This window comes from Nocardiopsis sp. M1B1 (assembly GCF_052466615.1).
Genome location: NZ_CP196194.1, coordinates 2,105,630 through 2,122,265 on the forward strand (window position 1 = coordinate 2,105,630; position 16,636 = coordinate 2,122,265).

Sequence of the window (16,636 nt, forward strand, 5' to 3'; positions counted from 1 at the left end):
GGTGGAGGGGAGCGAGGGGACGTAGGGCGGAGGGTCGTGGGGTTGAGGGTCGTGGGGTTGAGGGGTTCTGAACCCTCGGCTGCGGGGGTCGGGCGTGCACGGTCGCGCTGACCTCAGCTGGTGGGGGTTGGGCGTGCACCCCTTGGGCCTGCGCCCCGGGGTTTGGTCTGTGGTGCGGGAGGGCGGTGACCTGATCCGTGACTACCTGCTTGTGGTTGAGCTTCACACCCCCCTCTGCTCAAGGTCGCGCGTAACGCGTGCCTTTCACCCCCTGGCTTGGGGAGGGCGCGAACGTGCGCGTTCGTACCACCCCCAGTGGTCGGGACCTGGAGGCTGTTCTGACGGTGTGGGGCGGTGGCTGAGCCGCTTATCACGTACTTCGCGGACGTGTTGTTGACCGCGGCACTGGAGGACCGGGGCGAAGCACGCGATGCGCTCACCCCCTGGACAACCGATGTGCGCATCGCGTGGTCCCCAGCACTGGAGAAGACCCCCGGGGTCTGAGCGGGGAGCCCGGGACCTACGGCCACCCCCCGCACCCCTACCCGGCACTGGTGTTTTCCGTCTGTACCCCGCTGTGTCTGAGGAGGGCGGCACCGCACACCTGCAACCACCAGAGGGCTGGACTTCAAAACCCCCTTCGGTGGGGGTTCGAACCCCCTGGAGTGGGGGTTCAGAACCTCTGCGGGCTGGCCCCCTGGTGCGGGGCCGCGGACGGGTGCTCCACTAACCTTGCGCTGACGCAACGGCGCGTGGAAGGGGACGGACGATGGCGGAGCACGTCGAGATCGTCGAGGTGGGGCCGCGCGACGGCCTCCAGAACGAGGCGAGGACTCTTTCGGTCGAGGACCGCGTCGAGCTGATCGACCGCGCGGTGGCCGCCGGGGTGCGCCGGATCGAGGCGGTCAGCTTCGTCAACCCCAGGCGCGTTCCCCAGATGGCCGGGGCCGAGGAGGTCATGGCGGGCGTCACGCGCGCGCCGGGGGTCTCCCACATCGGGCTGGTCCTCAACCGGCGCGGCCTGGACCGCGCGGTGGCCGCGCGGGTGTCGGAGGTCAACGTCGCGGTGCCCGCCACTGACGGGTTCTGCGTCCGCAACCAGGGGTGCACCGTCGAGGAGATGCTCGGTGTCCTGGCCGACATCGACGCCGCGCTGGAGGGCACGGGCATCCCGCTGAGCGTGACCGTCTCCACCGCGTTCGGCTGTCCCTTCGACGGGGAGGTGGCGCCCGAACGCGTGGTGGAGGTGGTCCGCCGCATCGCCGACACGGGTGCTGTGGAGATCGCCCTGGCCGACACGATCGGCGTGGGTGTGCCCCGCCAGGTGAGGGAACTGGTGGCCGCCGTCGGCGAGGTCGCGGACGGACGCGCGCTGCGTTGTCATTTCCACAACACCCGCAACACCGGTTACGCGAACGCGCTCACGGCCGTGGACGCGGGCGTGCGGGTGCTCGACTCCAGCCTGGGCGGCTTCGGCGGCTGCCCCTTCGCCCCCGCCGCCACCGGTAACATCGCCACCGAGGACCTGCTGTACGCGCTGCACCGCAGCGGCCTGCACACCGGGATCAGCCTCTCCGGGGCCGCCGCCCTGGGTGGGTGGATGGGCGAGCGCCTGGACAAGCAGCCGCCCGCCTATCTGGGCCGCGCCGGGGCGTTCCCGGCCTGACCGGATGTGGTGTTCGTCGCCCGGCCCGCGCGGCCCGAACCGCTGCGGGCAAGGCGATCACGCTGGTGACGGGAGGGGACCCGGGGCGTCCCCGGGTGTGGACAGCCGGGGTGCCTGTTATCCTGGTGCCCCGTGGAGTCCGGCGGCCGGAGCGACGAAACCAACCGCCCGCAACCGGACCGCCGCACGGCCGCTCAGCCCGACCCGAGCCCGCCGTAGCCACTCAACCCACGGGAGCATCACTTTGGCATCCGCCGCGAGTACCAAGCACCTTTTCGTTACCGGCGGCGTCGCCTCCAGTCTCGGTAAAGGCCTGACCGCTTCCAGCCTGGGACGACTCCTGAAGTCGCGCGGCCTGCGGGTCACCATGCAAAAGCTCGACCCCTACCTCAACGTCGACCCGGGGACGATGAACCCCTTCCAGCACGGCGAGGTCTTCGTCACCGACGACGGGGCCGAGACCGACCTGGACGTCGGCCACTACGAGCGCTTCCTGGACACCGAGCTGTCCGCCACGGCCAACGTCACCACCGGCCAGATCTACTCCAGCGTCATCGCCAAGGAGCGCCAGGGCGCCTACCTCGGCGACACCGTGCAGGTCATCCCGCACATCACCAACGAGATCAAGGCGCGCATCTACGCGATGGACGCCCCCGACGTCGACATCGTCATCACCGAGATCGGCGGTACGGTCGGCGACATCGAGTCGCAGCCCTTCCTGGAGGCGGTCCGCCAGATCCGCCACGAGATCGGCCGGGACAACTGCTTCTTCCTGCACGTGTCCCTCATCCCCTTCCTCGGCCCGTCCGGCGAGATGAAGACCAAGCCCACCCAGCACTCCGTGGCCGCCCTGCGCAGCATCGGCATCCAGCCCGACGCCATCGTGTGCCGCTCGGACCGCCCCATCACGCAGAGCCTGAAGTCCAAGATCAGCCTCATGTGCGACGTGGACGAGGCCGGGGTGGTCTCCACCCCCGACGCCCCCTCGATCTACGACATCCCCAAGGTCCTGCACCGCGAGGGCCTGGACGCCTACGTCGTGCGCCGCCTGGGCATGCCCTTCCGGGACGTGGACTGGACCGAGTGGGACGAGCTGCTGCGCCGCGTGCACCAGCCCGACCACGAGGTCACCATCGCCCTGGTCGGCAAGTACATCGACCTGCCCGACGCCTACCTGTCGGTCAGCGAGGCGCTGCGCGCGGGCGGTTTCGCCACCGACACCCGCGTCAACATCCGCTGGGTGGCCAGCGACAACTGCGCCAGCCCCTCCGGCGCCGCCTCGGAGCTGGACGGCGCGGACGGCATCCTCATCCCCGGCGGCTTCGGCGTGCGCGGCATCGAGGGCAAGATCGGCGCCATCCGCTACGCCCGTGAGAACGGCGTGCCGCTGCTGGGCATCTGCCTGGGCCTGCAGGCCGTCGTCATCGAGTACGCCCGCGACGTGCTCGGGCTGGAGGGCGCCAACAGCACCGAGTTCGACGACAAGGCCGTCGACCCGGTCATCGCCACCATGGCCGACCAGACCGACGTCGTCGCCGGGGAGCGCGACATGGGCGGCACCATGCGCCTGGGCATGTACCCGGCCGCGCTGGGCGAGGGCACCGTGGTGCGCGAGCTCTACGACGGCAGCGCCGAGGCCTCCGAGCGGCACCGCCACCGCTTCGAGGTCAACAACGCCTACCGCCCGAAGCTGGAGGAGGCGGGTCTGGTGTTCTCCGGGCTCTCCCCGGATGGCAAGCTGGTGGAGTACGTCGAACTGCCCCGGGACGCCCACCCGTTCTTCGTCGCGACGCAGGCGCACCCGGAGCTGCGCTCCCGCCCGACCAAGGCCAACCCGCTCTTCCGCGGTCTGGTCTCGGCGGCCCTGGAGTACCACAACTCCTGATCCGAGGGGCCGGGCGGGGCACGAGGCCTGAGAGGCGAGAACCCATGCCCAGTGACACCGACCCGGCCCTTCCCACGGGGGCGGACGCGAAGGTCGCGGACGCCCCCGAGTCGTGGCCGGTGGAGCGGTCCGAGGAACGCTTCCGCAGCGTCAAGTGCGGCATGCGTACGGACTGGGTGCGCATGGTCGGCAGCGACGGCGAGGGCACGACCGTGGCCGCCCGCGACTACATGGAGCACCCCGGCGCCGCCGCGGCCCTGGCCCTGGACGCCGACGGCCGGGTGCTGCTCCAGCGCCAGTACCGCCACGCCACCCGGCACACCCTGTGGGAGCTGCCCGCCGGGCTCATCGACGAGGAGGGCGAGGGGCCGCTGCGCACCGCCCAGCGCGAACTCGTCGAGGAGGCGGGGCTGCGCGCCGGGCTCTGGCACGAGCTGGCCGAGTTCTTCCCCTCGCCGGGGTTCTCCGACGAGCGCATCCACGTGTACCTGGCCCGGGACCTGTCGGTGGTGCCGCCCGAGGAGATCGGCTTCGAACGCGAGCACGAGGAGGCCGACCTGGTCGCCGAGTGGGTGCCCCTGGAGGAGGCGGTCGCCCTGGTGATGGCGGGCAGGCTGCACAACGGCGCCACCGTCATCGGCGTCCTGGCCGCCCAGGCCGCCGCCGCGAACGGGTTCGCCTCCCTGCGCGAGCCGGCGGAGGACTGACCCGTGGCCGACCGGGCGGGCGAGGAGCGGGACCCGCTGGCGCGGGTGTGCGCCGCCTTCCTGGACCACCTCAGCGCGGAGCGCGCCCTGGCCGACAACACCCTCGCGGCCTACCGTCGCGACCTGCGGCGCTACCGCGCGTATCTGGCCGAGCACGGCGTCCTCTCGCCCGACCGGGTGGGCCCCGCCCAGGTGGGCGACTTCCTGCGGGCCCTGCGCGAGGGCGACGCCGACCACCCGCCGCTCGGCGCCGCCTCGGCCGGGCGGGCCCTGGCCGCCGTGCGCGGCCTGCACCGGTTCGCGGCCCGGGAGGGCTGGGCCACCACAGACCCGGCCGCCGACGTCTCCCCGCCCGCGCCGCCGATGCGCCTGCCCAAGGCGGTGCCGCTGGAGTCGGTGGAGCTCCTCCTGGACGCCGCCGGACCGGTCGGGGCCCCGGGCTCCGGCGACCGCGCCGAGCTGCTGGCCCTGCGCGACCGGGCGCTGCTGGAGGTGCTCTACGGCACGGGCGCCCGCGTCTCCGAGGCGGTGGGGCTGGACGTGGACGACGTCGCCGACGCGGTGGAGGGCGACGACGCCGTGGGCCTGGTGCGCTTTCGCGGCAAGGGCGGCAGGGAGCGCGTGGTGCCGCTGGGCTCCCACGCCCGCCGCGCGCTCTCGGGCTACCTGGTGCGGGCCCGGCCGGGCCTGGCCGCCTCCGGCCGGGGCGGTCCGGCGCTGTTCCTCAACGCGCGCGGGGGCAGGCTCACCCGCCAGGGCGGCTGGGGGATCCTGTCGGCCGTGGCCGGGCGCGCCGGGGTCGAGGGCGTCTCACCGCACACCCTGCGCCACTCCTTCGCCACCCACCTGCTCGACGGCGGAGCCGACATCCGGGTCGTCCAGGAGCTGTTGGGGCACAGTTCGGTCACCACCACGCAGATCTACACGCTGGTGACGGTCGAGCACCTGCGCGAGGTCTACGCGTCGAGTCACCCGAGGGCACGGCGCTGAGCGGGGACGCCGCCACGAGGGGTCCGCGCGCGGTGCGAAGCGGAACAACCCGGTTGGAGGCTCCGATTTCCCCCAGGGGCGCAGGCGTGGGATTCTACCCGTACGTTTTGTTGATGTGCGTCGTGTCGGCGTTCTAGAGTCGCCGCGCGGAGGTACGTTGCTGTCGACATATTGAGTTTCCGACGGCGGCCAGGGACAGGGGCGCGCGGCATCCCTAGCCGTGGCCGATCCGTAGGGGAGGTCAAGGGTTGTGAACTGGGACAACGAGGCTGCGAACACCGCACCTGTCGGCGAGGGGGAGCTCGCCGACCCGGTGACCAACCCGTGGGGGACGACACGCAACACGGGGGCTAACCTGCACACCTCAAGACCCGAGCGAGCCTATCCGGAGCCCGGGCCCGTAGATGAACACGGCCCGGCACGGATTGTAGCACTCTGTAACCAGAAGGGTGGGGTCGGCAAGACCACCACGACGATCAACCTCGGCGCCGCCATCGCCGAGTACGGAAGACGGGTGCTGCTGGTCGACTTCGACCCGCAGGGGGCCCTCTCCGTCGGCCTGGGCCGCCTCGACCCGCGCGAACTGGACCTGACCGTCTACAACCTGCTCATGCAGCGGGACGTGACGGTCGAGGACGTCCTGCTCAAGACCGACGTCGACGGCCTGGACCTGATCCCGAGCAACATCGACCTGTCGGCCGCGGAGGTGCAGCTGGTCGGCGAGGTGGCGCGCGAGCAGATGCTCGGCCGCGCGCTGAGACCGGTCATCAACGACTACGACGTGGTCCTGATCGACTGCCAGCCCTCGCTGGGCCTGCTCACCGTCAACGCGCTCACCGCCGCGGACGGCGTCATCGTGCCGCTGGAGTGCGAGTTCTTCGCGCTGCGCGGTGTGGCACTGCTGATGGACACCATCCAGAAGGTCCAGGAGCGGCTGAACGAGGACCTGGTCATCGACGGCTTCCTGGGCACCATGTACGACCCGCGCACGCTCCACGCGCGCGAGGTGCTGTCCACGATCATCGACGGCTTCGGGGACAAGGTCTACGGCACGGTCATCAACCGCACCGTGCGCTTCCCCGACGCCACCGTGGCGGGCGAGCCCATCACCAGGTTCGACTCGTCCTCGGCCGGGGCCAACGCCTACCGGGAGCTGGCCAAGGAGGTGCTGGCGAGGTGGCCTCTCAGCGGTCACGGCGCGTGACCCTACCCGGGGCGGACGAACTGTTCTTCCGTCCCAGCGGCACCGAGGAGGTGCCGGAAGAGACCGAACGCCAGTACAAGGCACCGGAGCAGGGCAGCAAGGGCAGCAGGGGCGAGACTCCGTCGCGCTCCGACGGCACCACCAGGGGCACGTCCGCCGTGAAGGCGGCGCGCGCGCCCAAACCGAGCGGGCGCCAACGCCACGACGAGAAGATCACCGTCTACATCTCCGGGCCCGAACTGCTGGCACTGGAACAGACCCGGCTCTCGCTGCGCGCCGAGCACGGGCTGTCCGCCGACAGGGGCCGTCTCGTCCGCGAGGCCGTCGCCGTGCTGCTGGCGGACTTCGAGGAGCACGGACCGGCCAGCATGCTGGTACGCAGGCTGACCGAGGACTGAGGGCACGCGCACCGGTACCGGAGGGGGTGCCGGTTCGACGACGGAGGTGCCACGGGTGTCACCGGCGGGTTCTGGCCGGTGACACCCTTGTCTCATGAGGAAGACGACGCGGGGCCGGTGCCATGGGGGCTGAGGGAACGTCGGCGGACACCGGCGCGGAGGTGGACGACAACGCCTTCCAGGTGCACCTCGACAACTTCGAGGGGCCCTTCGACCTGCTCCTCGGACTGATCTCCAAGCACAAGCTGGACATCACCGAGGTGTCGCTGTCCAAGGTCACCGACGAGTTCATCGCGCACATCCGGGCGCACGGCGACGACTGGGACCTGGACCAGGCCAGCAACTTCCTGCTGGTCGCGGCGACCCTGCTGGACCTGAAGGCGGCGCGCCTGCTGCCGCGCGGCGACGTCGAGGACGAGGCCGACCTGGCCCTGCTGGAGGCCCGCGACCTGCTGTTCGCCCGGCTGCTCCAGTACCGCGCGTACAAGGAGGTCGCCTCCTTCATGCGGGCGCGGCTGGCCGCGCAGGGGCGCCGCTACGCGCGCGCCGTCCCGCTGGAGGAGCGCTTCGCCGGGCTGCGGCCGGACGTGCTGTTCAAACTGGGCCCCCAGGAGTTCGCGGCCCTGGCGGGGATGGTCTTCACGCCCAAGGAGCCGCCCAGCGTCCCGGTCACCCACATCCACCAGGCCAAGACGTCGGTCAAGGAACAGGGCGAGCTGATGGTCGCGGAGCTGCGCGAGCACGGGCGGTTGACCTTCGCCCAGCTCACGGCCGCCTGCACCGGTACCTTCGAGGTCATCGCCCGCTTCCTCGCCCTGCTGGAGCTGTACCGGGCCGCCAACGTGGGCTTCGACCAGCCCGAACCGCTGGGGGAGCTGCTCGTCTCCTGGACCGGCGGCGAGGGCGAGGTCGAACTGGAGAGCGAGTACGACGAGGCCGACGGCGCCGGGGACACCGGTGGCGGGAGCGGGCCGGGGGAGACGGAGGAGCGCGCATGAGCGTCCGGGACACGGCGCAGGATCCGACAGCGGAGGGCCCGGCGGCGGGGGACACGGCGGCCCGGGAGGCGGTCGGCGGTGCGGTCGGCGGTGAGTCGGTCGGAGTGGTCGTGGAGGCGGCCGGGGACGCCCCGGCGACCCTGCGCCGCGATCTGGAGGCCGTGCTGATGGTGGTGGACCAGCCGGTGTCGGAGTACGACCTGGCGCGGGCCATGGACGTGCCCGTCACGGTGGTCGTCGGGGTGCTGGAGTCGCTGTCGCGGGAATACACCGAGCAGGGCCGGGGTTTCGACCTGAGGGCGGTGGCCGAGGGGTGGCGTGTGTACACGCGGCCCGAATGCGCCGACGTCGTCGAGCACTTCCTCCGGGAGGGGCAGGAGGTGCGGCTCACCCAGGCCGCACTGGAGACGATGGCGGTGGTGGCCTACCGACAGCCGGTCTCCCGGGGCAGGGTCTCCGCCGTGCGCGGTGTCAACTGCGACGGGGTTATGCGTACCCTCGTACTGAGGGGCCTGATCGAAGAGGCCGGACACGACTCCGAGTCCGGCGCGCTGCTGTATCGGACCACCTCCTATTTCCTGGAACGGTTGGGCCTGCGAGGCCTCGACGAGCTGCCTGATCTGGCGCCGTTCCTCCCCGACGACATCGAAGGTCTAGACGACACCGGTGAGCACACCTAACAACAGTTCCCGCGGTGCGCGGGACGACGCCCCGCGCGGTGAGCGCGGCGACTACGACAAGCGCGGCGCACAGGGCCGCGGCGACAGCCGGGACCGCCGGGATGACCGTCCCCGCGGCGGTCACCGGGACGACCGCGGCCCCCGGGGCCGCGACGACCGCGGCGGGTTCCGGGGTGACCGCGACAGCCGAGGCGGGCGCGACTTCCGCGGCGGACGTGACGGCCAGCGCGGTGAGGGCCGTTCCTTCGGCGGCGATCGCGACGGCCGCCGTTCCTACGGTGACCGCGACAACCGGGGCAACCGTGGCGGGCGCGACTTCCGTGACGGCGGGGACCGGCGTTCCTTCTCGGGCGGTCGTGACGACCGTGACCGCGGTGGCTTCCGGAATGACCGGGGCCCGGGCGGCGGCCGTGACGACCGTGACCGCGGTAGCGTCCGGGGTGACCGGGACAACCGGGGTGGGCGCGACTTCCGCGGTGGCCGCGACGGTCAGCGCGACGACCGCCGTTCCTTCGGCGGTGACCGTGACAACCGCGGCGGACGTGACAGCCGTGGTCCCGGCGGTGGCCGTGACTTCCGTGACGGTGGGGACCGCCGTTCGTTCTCGGGAGGCCGGGACGATCGCGGTGGCCGTGACTTCCGGGGCGGTCGTGACGACCGTGACCGCGGCGGCTTCCGCGCCGACCGCGACAACCGCCGCTCCTTCGACAACCGTGGTGGCCGTGACGGCCAGCGGGACGACCGTCGCTCGTTCGGTGACCGTGACAACCGAGGCTCGGGCGGTCGTTTCCAGGACCGTGACAACCGTGGCGGGCGCGGCTCCGGTGGTGGCCGTGACTTCCGTGACGGTGGGGACCGCCGTTCGTTCTCGGGAGGCCGGGACGACCGTGGTGGCCGCGACTTCCGTGACCGCGAGGACCGCCGTTCGTTCGGTGACCGCGACAACCGCGGTTCGGGCGCTCGCTCCTACGACCGTGGCGGACGCGGCCCCGGCGGCGGCCGTGACGACCGTGACCGCGGTAGCGTCCGCGGCGATCGGGACAGCCGAGGCGGGCGTGACTTCCGCGGCGGACGTGACGGCCAGCGCACCGAGGGCCGTTCCTTCGGCGGCGGCCGCGACGACCGCCGTTCCTTCGGTGACCGCGACAACCGTGGTTCGGGCGGTCGTTTCCAGGACCGTGACGAGCGCCGCGGGCGCGACTTCCGCGACCGCGAGCCCCGTGAAGACCGCGAGGACCGTCCCGGCGGCGACCGCTCCGGCGCCAAGCGCGTCACGAGCGAGAACCAGCTCTCCAAGGCGGCCCGCGAGCGGCTCAGCGCCCTGCGCGCCGACTACGACCCCAAGGACGAGGACCGCGCCGACGAGGCGCGCGACACCTACACCGACGTCGAGAACGGCATCCGCCTCCAGAAGGCGCTCGCCGCGGCCGGGGTCGCCAGCCGCCGGGCCAGCGAGGAGATGATCGCGGCCGGACGCGTCAGCGTGGACGGCCAGGTCGTGCGCAGGTTCGGCGCCCGGGTCAACCCCGAGTCCTCCGAGATCCGCGTCGACGGCATGCGCGTGGTCACCGCCCCGGACAAGCTGTACTTCGCGCTCAACAAGCCGCGCGGCGTCGTCAGCACCATGTGGGACCCCGAGGGCCGCCCCACCCTGGCCGACTACACCGGTCAGACCGAGGAGCGGATCTTCCACGTCGGTCGGCTCGACACCGAGACCGAGGGCCTCATCCTGCTGACCAACGACGGCGAGCTGGCCAACCGGCTCACCCACCCGCGGTACAAGGTCGTCAAGACCTACATCGCCAAGGTGCCCGGCCCGGTTCCGCACCGCGTCGTCCGCGAGATTCAGAAGGGCGTGGAGCTGGAGGACGGCCCGGTCGAGGTCGACTCCTTCCGCGTGGTCGACAACGACCCGCCCAAGTCGCTCGTCGAGATCCGGCTGCACGAGGGCCGCAAGCACATCGTGCGCCGCCTCATGGAGGCCGTCGGCCACCCGGTCGCCGACCTCGCCCGCACCCAGGTCGGCCCGATCGACCTGAACGCCCTCAAACTGGGCACGATGCGGGCGCTCACCTCGCGTGAGGTGAGTGAACTCTACGAGGCCGCGGGCCTGTAGATACAGTTGACGGCGGTCGCCTGCCCGGACACCGGGCGGCGGCCGCCGTTCCCCTTTCCCGGGCACGGCACGCTGAACGAGGACGAGGCGGGATCGAACGTGGCGGTACGGGCCATCCGCGGTGCGGTACAGGTCGACGCGGACGAACGCGAGCAGGTTCTGGAGGCCACGGCCGAACTGGTCTCGGAGGTGATGCGGCGCAACTCACTGGAGACCGACGACGTGATCAGCGTGCTGTTCACCGCCACCCCCGACCTGAACAGCGAGTTCCCCGCGCTGGCCGCGCGCAAGCTCGGCTTCTCCGACGTCCCGCTGATGTGCGCGACCGAGATCGCCGTCCCCCACGCCCTGCCGCGCGTGGTGCGCCTCATGGCGCACGTGGAGACCGACCGGCCGCGCTCGGAGCTCCAGCACGTCTACCTGCGCGGTGCCCAGGCGCTGCGGCTGGACATCGCCCAGTAACGGTCTCCGTCGGCCTCCGGGCAGGTCGTAGGCTTGGGAGGTAACGGGAACACGTCGGAGGCGGGGGAACAGTGGGCGACAGCGGCGGTGTGCGCGGGGACGGGGAGCAGCGGCTCCCGGTGCGCCGGGTCACGGTGGTCGGCACGGGGCTCATCGGCACGTCGGTGGCGCTCGCCCTGCGTTCGCGCGGCGTCGACGTCGCCCTCTCCGACCCCGACGCCGCCTCCCTGCGCCTGGCCTGCGACCTGGGCGCGGGACACCCTCTTGAGGAGTCCGACGACCCGACCTCGGCCCCGGCCGACCTCGCGGTCATCGCCGCGCCGCCCGCCGTCATCCCCTCCGTGCTGCGCCGCGCCCAGGACCGGGGCCTGGCCCACGTCTACACCGACGTGGCCAGCGTGAAGGCGAGCGTGCTGGCCGAGGCCGAGCGGCTGGGCTGCGACATGGCCACGTTCGTGGCCGGGCACCCCATGGGCGGCAGGGAGAAGCAGGGCCCCGGCGCCGCGCGCGCCGACCTGTTCCTGGGCCGTTCGTGGGCGCTGTGCCCCACCGGCAAGGCCGAGGCGCAGGCCGTCGCCGTCGTCGCCGAGGTCGCCCGCATGTGCGGCGCGGACCCGCTGGTGCTGGACGCGGCGGCGCACGACCGGGCGGTGGCGCTGGTCTCGCACGCCCCCCACGTGGCCTCCTCTGCGGTGGCGGCCCGGCTGCTCTCGGGCGACGACGCCGCCCTGACCCTGGCGGGACAGGGCGTGCGCGACGTCACCCGGGTGGCGGGCGGCGACCCCGCCATGTGGTCCGAGATCCTCACGCACAACGCCGCCCCGGTCGCGGAGGTCCTGCACGCGGTGGCCGCCGACCTCGCGGCGACCGCCGACGCCCTGCGCGCGCTGGCGGACCCGCCGGGGACGGGGGAGGCGTCGGACCGCGACCTCGCTCCGGTGCGCGACCTGCTGGAGCGCGGCAGGTCCGGCCACGGCCGCATCCCCGGCAAGCACGGCACGGTACGGCTGCCCGACTACACGGTCATGCCCGTGGTCATCCCCGACGAGCCCGGCGCGCTGGGCCGCCTGTTCGCCGCGGCGGCGGAGGCCGGGGTCAACATCGAGGACGTGCGCATCGAGCACACGCCCGGCCTACCGCTGGGTGTGGCGCAGCTGTACGTGCTGCCCGAGGCGGTGGACACGCTCGCGCGGGCGCTGGCCGCCGACGGCTGGTCGGTGCATCCGGGACTCTGAGCCTCCTTCGCGGTGGCCGTGCGCCTGCGGCGGGGTCCGAGTACCGGCACCGGCTGATCCGCAGGTCAGGGCCCTCGCGTCCCGCCGGTCCCGGTTCCGGCCCACCCAAACTTGGCGCGGACCGCACGGTCCCGCGCACGCACGGGCCACGGGTAGGGTTGGGCGTCGGCAACAGTGAACGCAAGCGGGAGTCAACGGCAGTGAGCGCGCAGGGCAGCACCGAGGGCATCGTCATCGCGATCGACGGTCCCTCCGGGTCGGGCAAGTCGAGCACCTCCCGGGGCGTGGCCAGGGCGCGGGAGCTGCGGTACCTCGACACCGGCGCGATGTACCGCGCGCTGACCTGGTGGATGCTCTCCCAGGGCGTGAACGTCAACGACGCCGACGCCGTGACCGCCCTCGTCGACACCCCCGTCATCACCATGGGCACCGACCCCGACGCGCCCTCCGTGGCGGTGGACGGCCGCGACGTGGCCGCCGAGATCCGCGGCAGGGAGGTCACCACCAACGTCAGCGCCGTCTCGGCCGTGCCCGCGGCGCGCGAGCGCCTCGTGCGCACCCAGCGCGAGATCATCGCCGCCGCCAGGGCCGAGAGCGCGGGCATCGTGGTCGAGGGGCGCGACATCACGACCGTGGTCGCCCCCGACGCCCCGGTCAAGCTCTTCCTGACCGCCAGCCCCGAGGCCCGCGCCCAGCGCCGCAGCAAGGAGGTCCGCAGCGCCGACGTCGCCGCCACCCAGGCCGACCTGGCCCGGCGCGACGCGCTGGACTCCAGCCGGGCGCACTCGCCGCTGCGCCAGACCGAGGACGCCACCGAGCTCGACACCAGCGGGCTGACCCTGGACGAGGTCGTCGCCCTGGTGGTCAAGCTGGCCGACGAGGCCCGCGACCGCTGACCCGCGGGATGGGGCGCCGCCGAGTTCCGGCGGACGGGCGGCCCGCACGGCCGGGCGCCGCCGCGACGGGCGGACGGTGCGCCCCGAGGCCGTAACACCGGACACATTCGTCCCCGACAGCCCTTTGCAGGGAACACAACGACATCCGCGGGGGTTCCTCCCCGTGGCCAGTACACGGGCGCCGTCGGCGCCCGCGTCGATCCGCGCGACCCGGGACACCGGGGCGGGTCGGCCCTTCGCATCCTCGCGGCACGCATCCTGGGCGCGCGGGGACACAGAACCGGGAGCAGTACATGAGTGACTTCGACATCTCCGACGTCGTCCACGGGGGAGCGGACGCCGAAGAACCCGCCGCCCTGCCCGTGGTGGCCGTGGTCGGACGCCCCAACGTGGGCAAGTCCAGCCTGGTCAACCGCATCATCGGCCGCCGTGAGGCCGTGGTGGAGGACGTGCCGGGCGTGACCCGCGACCGGGTCGCCTACGACGCCGAGTGGCAGAACACCAGGTTCACCCTGGTGGACACCGGCGGCTGGGAGACCAGCGTCAGCGGCCTGGCCGCCATGGTCGCCCGCCAGGCCGAGTACGCCGCGCAGACCGCGGACGTCATCCTGTTCGTGGTCGACGCGACCGTGGGCGTCACCGACGCCGACGCCGCCGTGACCCGCGTCCTGCGCTCGACCAAGCGCCCCGTGGTGCTGGCCGCCAACAAGGTGGACGGCAGCATGCAGGAGGCCGACGCGCTCGACCTGTGGCAGCTGGGCGTGGGCCAGCCCTTCCCCATCAGCGCCCTGCACGGCCGCGGCACCGGCGACCTGCTGGACGCGCTCGTGGCCGAGTTCCCCGAGCAGCCCCTGGGCGAGGAGGACGAGGGCGAGGACGGCCCGCCGCGCATCGCGCTGCTGGGCCGCCCCAACGTGGGCAAGTCCAGCCTGCTCAACCGCCTCGCCGGTGAGGACCGGGTGGTCGTCGACGCCGTGGCGGGCACGACCCGCGACGCGGTGGACGAGCTGATCGAGCTGGGCGGGAAGACCTGGAAGTTCATCGACACCGCCGGTATCCGCCGCCGGTTCCGGGCCCTCCAGGGAGCCGACTACTACGCCACCATGCGCACCGGCACCGCCCTGGAGCGGGCCGAGGTCGCCGTGGTGCTCATGGACGTCAGCGAGCCCCTCGCCGAGCAGGACATCCGGGTCGTCGAGCAGGTCGTGGAGGCGGGCCGCGGCCTGGTCCTGGCCTTCAACAAGTGGGACATCCTGGACGAGGAGCGCCGGACCTACCTGGAGAAGGAGATCGACCGCCAGCTGGCGCGGGTCTCCTGGGCGCCGCGCGTGAACGTCTCGGCCAAGACCGGGCGCCACATGGAGAAGCTGGTCCCGGCGATCGAGACCAGCCTGAGCGGGTGGAACCAGCGCATCCCGACCGGGCAGCTCAACAACTGGCTCAAGGAACTGGTGGCGGCCACCCCGCCGCCGGTGCGCGGCGGCAAGCAGCCCAAGATCCTGTTCGCGACGCAGGCGGGTTCGCGTCCGCCGCACTTCATCCTGTTCACCACCGGGTTCCTGGAGGACAACTACCGCCGCTTCATCGAGCGGCGCCTGCGGGAGGACTTCGGCTTCGAGGGCTCCCCGGTGCACATCAGCATGCGCATCCGCGAGAAGAAGGGCGGCGGGGTCCAGGGCCGCGCCTCCAAGGGCAGCGTGCGTCCGGACCGCAAGCACCGCCGCCGGTAGTCGTACCGCTCCGGCCACGGCATGAGGAAGGGGGCTCCCCGCCGGGGGAGCCCCCTTCTCCGTGTTCCCGGGCCGGGGCCCTGAGCCGGGGCGTACTCCCGGTTCCGCGGAACTCGGGGGGCCACTCCGCGTGTACCCGGGCGCACGGTGCCGTGGCCGCCTCGCGCGCGGGCAGCGTTCCCCGAGCGGGTCAGGCCTCCCCGCGCAGGCGGCGGACGTTGCCCTGCGGCGGGTGGCTCCCCGTCGATCCCCCCTCGCGGGCGCGGGGCGGTCGGTCCGTCTCCTCCCCGGGGACCGGGATCGCGGGGGCGCCGGGCAGCGGGCGGTTCGCGCTCTCCTTCATCCGCCACACCACCACCAGACCCACCACACCCGCGACCATCACCAGCCACGCCGGTGCGTACAGGTTTCCGGTGGCCTGTACCAGCGCCTCGGCGATCAGCGGGGTGGTGCCGCCGAACAGCGCCACCGACACGTTGAAGCTGATGGCCAGCGCGCCGTAGCGGACGCTGGTGGGGAAGAACGCCGGGAGCGCTGCGGGCGCGCCGCCGGAGAAGTGCACCAGGGTCACCGCCAGCACCACCATGCCCAGGGCCACCGTCCACAGGCCGCCCTGTTGCAGCAGCCAGAACGCGGGCAGGGCGAGCACGATCGAGAACAGGCTGCCCGAGAGCAGCACGGGCCTGCGCCCCACACGGTCGCTCAGGTGCCCGAACCCGGTCACCGCGAACAGCATCAGCACCATCGCCGCCAGCGTCAGCACCAGGGCCGTGGTGGGGCCGTACCCCAGCTCCGCCTCCAGGTAGGTGGGCATGTACGCGGTCAGGACGTAGTTGTTGACGTTGAAGACCATCACCAGGCCCACGCACAGCAGGATGTGGCGCCACTGGTCCACGACCGTCGCCCGCAGCTGTCCCTCGCGGTGCCCTCCGTGGGAGTCCTTGGCGAAGCCCTCGGTGTTCTGCTCGAAGACCGGGGTGTCCTCCAGTTTCACCCGCAGGTACAGGCCGACGGCGCCCAGCGGCAGCGCGATCAGGAAGGGGACGCGCCACCCCCAGTCCTGCATGGTGTCCGAACCGAGCAGGAGGGTCATCACCGTGACGACGGTGGCGCCGCCGACGTAGCCGCTGACCGTGCCGAACTCCAGCCAGGAGGTCAGGAAGCCCCGCCGCCGGTCGGGCGCGTACTCGGCGATGAAGGTCGTGGCGCCGCCGTACTCGCCGCCGGTGGAGAAGCCCTGGAGCATCCGCGCGACCAGCAGCAGCACGGGCGCGGCGAAGCCGATGCTCGCGGCCGAGGGGATGAGCCCGATCGAGAACGTGCTCACCGCCATGAGCAGCATCGTGAAGGCCAGGACGCGCTTTCGGCCGATCCGGTCGCCGAGGGGGCCGAAGAACAGCCCGCCCAGGGGCCGCACCAGGAAGGCGGCGGCGAAGGTGGTGAAGGTGGCGATGAGCTGGGTGCCCTGGGTCTGCTCCGGGTAGAACACCAGGCCGATCGTGACGGCCAGGTAGCTGTAGACGCCGAAGTCGTACCACTCGGTCGCGTTGCCGATCGCCGCGGCCACCACGGCCTTGCGCGTCGCCCTGCGGTCCGTGGCCAGGGCCGTCCGCCCCTGCGGCTGCGGCTCGTTCAAGTCTCCCCCTCGCTGCCCCGCGGTCCTGTTGTA

At 72.5% G+C, this 16,636-nt stretch carries 15 protein-coding genes; 14 read left to right on the top strand and 1 reads right to left on the bottom strand.

What is annotated here, in order from left to right:
* Nucleotides 1–354 precede the first annotated feature (354 nt).
* From ACSTA4_RS09090 to der, 14 genes are all read left to right on the top strand, one after another.
* Complete coding sequence (locus tag ACSTA4_RS09090) at nt 355–504, top strand: hypothetical protein (RefSeq protein ID WP_444963145.1); 150 nt, start codon at nt 355–357, stop codon at nt 502–504.
* Nucleotides 505–769: 265 nt separating this feature from the next.
* Nucleotides 770–1,666, top strand: coding sequence for a hydroxymethylglutaryl-CoA lyase (locus tag ACSTA4_RS09095; protein ID WP_444963146.1), 897 nt, complete (start codon nt 770–772; stop codon nt 1,664–1,666).
* 244 nt (nt 1,667–1,910) lie between these two features.
* Nucleotides 1,911–3,551: a CTP synthase gene (locus tag ACSTA4_RS09100; RefSeq protein ID WP_444963147.1), complete on the top strand. Its 1,641-nt coding sequence runs from the start codon at nt 1,911–1,913 to the stop codon at nt 3,549–3,551.
* A 44-nt stretch (nt 3,552–3,595) separates the two neighbouring features.
* Nucleotides 3,596–4,258, top strand: coding sequence for an NUDIX domain-containing protein (locus ACSTA4_RS09105; RefSeq protein ID WP_444963148.1), 663 nt, complete (start codon nt 3,596–3,598; stop codon nt 4,256–4,258).
* A 3-nt stretch (nt 4,259–4,261) separates the two neighbouring features.
* The gene (locus ACSTA4_RS09110) at nt 4,262–5,248 is read left to right on the top strand and encodes a site-specific tyrosine recombinase XerD (RefSeq protein ID WP_444963149.1); all 987 of its coding nucleotides are present in this window, start codon (nt 4,262–4,264) and stop codon (nt 5,246–5,248) included.
* 250 nt (nt 5,249–5,498) lie between these two features.
* A complete protein-coding gene (locus tag ACSTA4_RS09115) occupies nt 5,499–6,452 on the top strand; it encodes a ParA family protein (protein WP_274976981.1) in 954 nt (317 codons plus the stop codon).
* Nucleotides 6,449–6,850 carry a hypothetical protein gene (locus ACSTA4_RS09120; RefSeq protein ID WP_444963150.1) on the top strand — a complete coding sequence of 134 codons (402 nt, stop codon included), beginning with the start codon at nt 6,449–6,451 and terminating at the stop codon, nt 6,848–6,850. The genes ACSTA4_RS09115 and ACSTA4_RS09120 overlap by 4 nt, the downstream gene beginning before the upstream one ends.
* A gap of 122 nt (nt 6,851–6,972) precedes the next feature.
* Entirely contained in the window at nt 6,973–7,848 is an 876-nt protein-coding gene (locus ACSTA4_RS09125) for a segregation and condensation protein A (RefSeq protein ID WP_248774247.1), read from the top strand.
* Nucleotides 7,845–8,528, top strand: coding sequence for an SMC-Scp complex subunit ScpB (gene scpB, locus ACSTA4_RS09130; RefSeq protein WP_444963151.1), 684 nt, complete (start codon nt 7,845–7,847; stop codon nt 8,526–8,528). The genes ACSTA4_RS09125 and scpB overlap by 4 nt, the downstream gene beginning before the upstream one ends.
* Complete coding sequence (locus tag ACSTA4_RS09135; protein WP_444963152.1) at nt 8,515–10,644, top strand: pseudouridine synthase; 2,130 nt, start codon at nt 8,515–8,517, stop codon at nt 10,642–10,644. Before scpB ends, ACSTA4_RS09135 begins: the two co-directional genes overlap by 14 nt.
* Nucleotides 10,645–10,743: 99 nt before the next feature.
* Entirely contained in the window at nt 10,744–11,106 is a 363-nt protein-coding gene (gene aroH, locus ACSTA4_RS09140; RefSeq protein WP_013152028.1) for a chorismate mutase, read from the top strand.
* Nucleotides 11,107–11,177: 71 nt separating this feature from the next.
* Nucleotides 11,178–12,341: a prephenate dehydrogenase gene (locus tag ACSTA4_RS09145; protein ID WP_444963153.1), complete on the top strand. Its 1,164-nt coding sequence runs from the start codon at nt 11,178–11,180 to the stop codon at nt 12,339–12,341.
* A gap of 200 nt (nt 12,342–12,541) precedes the next feature.
* Nucleotides 12,542–13,237, top strand: coding sequence for a (d)CMP kinase (gene cmk, locus ACSTA4_RS09150; RefSeq protein WP_378637791.1), 696 nt, complete (start codon nt 12,542–12,544; stop codon nt 13,235–13,237).
* Nucleotides 13,238–13,530: 293 nt separating this feature from the next.
* Nucleotides 13,531–14,967, top strand: coding sequence for a ribosome biogenesis GTPase Der (gene der / locus ACSTA4_RS09155; RefSeq protein WP_444963154.1), 1,437 nt, complete (start codon nt 13,531–13,533; stop codon nt 14,965–14,967).
* 190 nt (nt 14,968–15,157) lie between these two features.
* Here der and ACSTA4_RS09160 read toward each other — a convergent pair whose 3' ends face one another.
* Nucleotides 15,158–16,603: an MFS transporter gene (locus ACSTA4_RS09160; RefSeq protein ID WP_444963155.1), complete on the bottom strand. Its 1,446-nt coding sequence runs from the start codon at nt 16,601–16,603 to the stop codon at nt 15,158–15,160.
* Nucleotides 16,604–16,636 lie beyond the last annotated feature (33 nt).

Excerpts from the sequence above, each read along its gene's own strand:
- ACSTA4_RS09105 (WP_444963148.1), top strand. The coding sequence starts at position 3,596 with ATGCCCAGTGACACCGACCCGGCCCTTCCCACGGGGGCGGACGCGAAG.
- ACSTA4_RS09095 (WP_444963146.1), top strand. The coding sequence starts at position 770 with ATGGCGGAGCACGTCGAGATCGTCGAGGTGGGGCCGCGCGACGGCCTC.
- der (WP_444963154.1), top strand. The coding sequence starts at position 13,531 with ATGAGTGACTTCGACATCTCCGACGTCGTCCACGGGGGAGCGGACGCC.
- ACSTA4_RS09125 (WP_248774247.1), top strand. The coding sequence starts at position 6,973 with ATGGGGGCTGAGGGAACGTCGGCGGACACCGGCGCGGAGGTGGACGAC.
- scpB (WP_444963151.1), top strand. The coding sequence starts at position 7,845 with ATGAGCGTCCGGGACACGGCGCAGGATCCGACAGCGGAGGGCCCGGCG.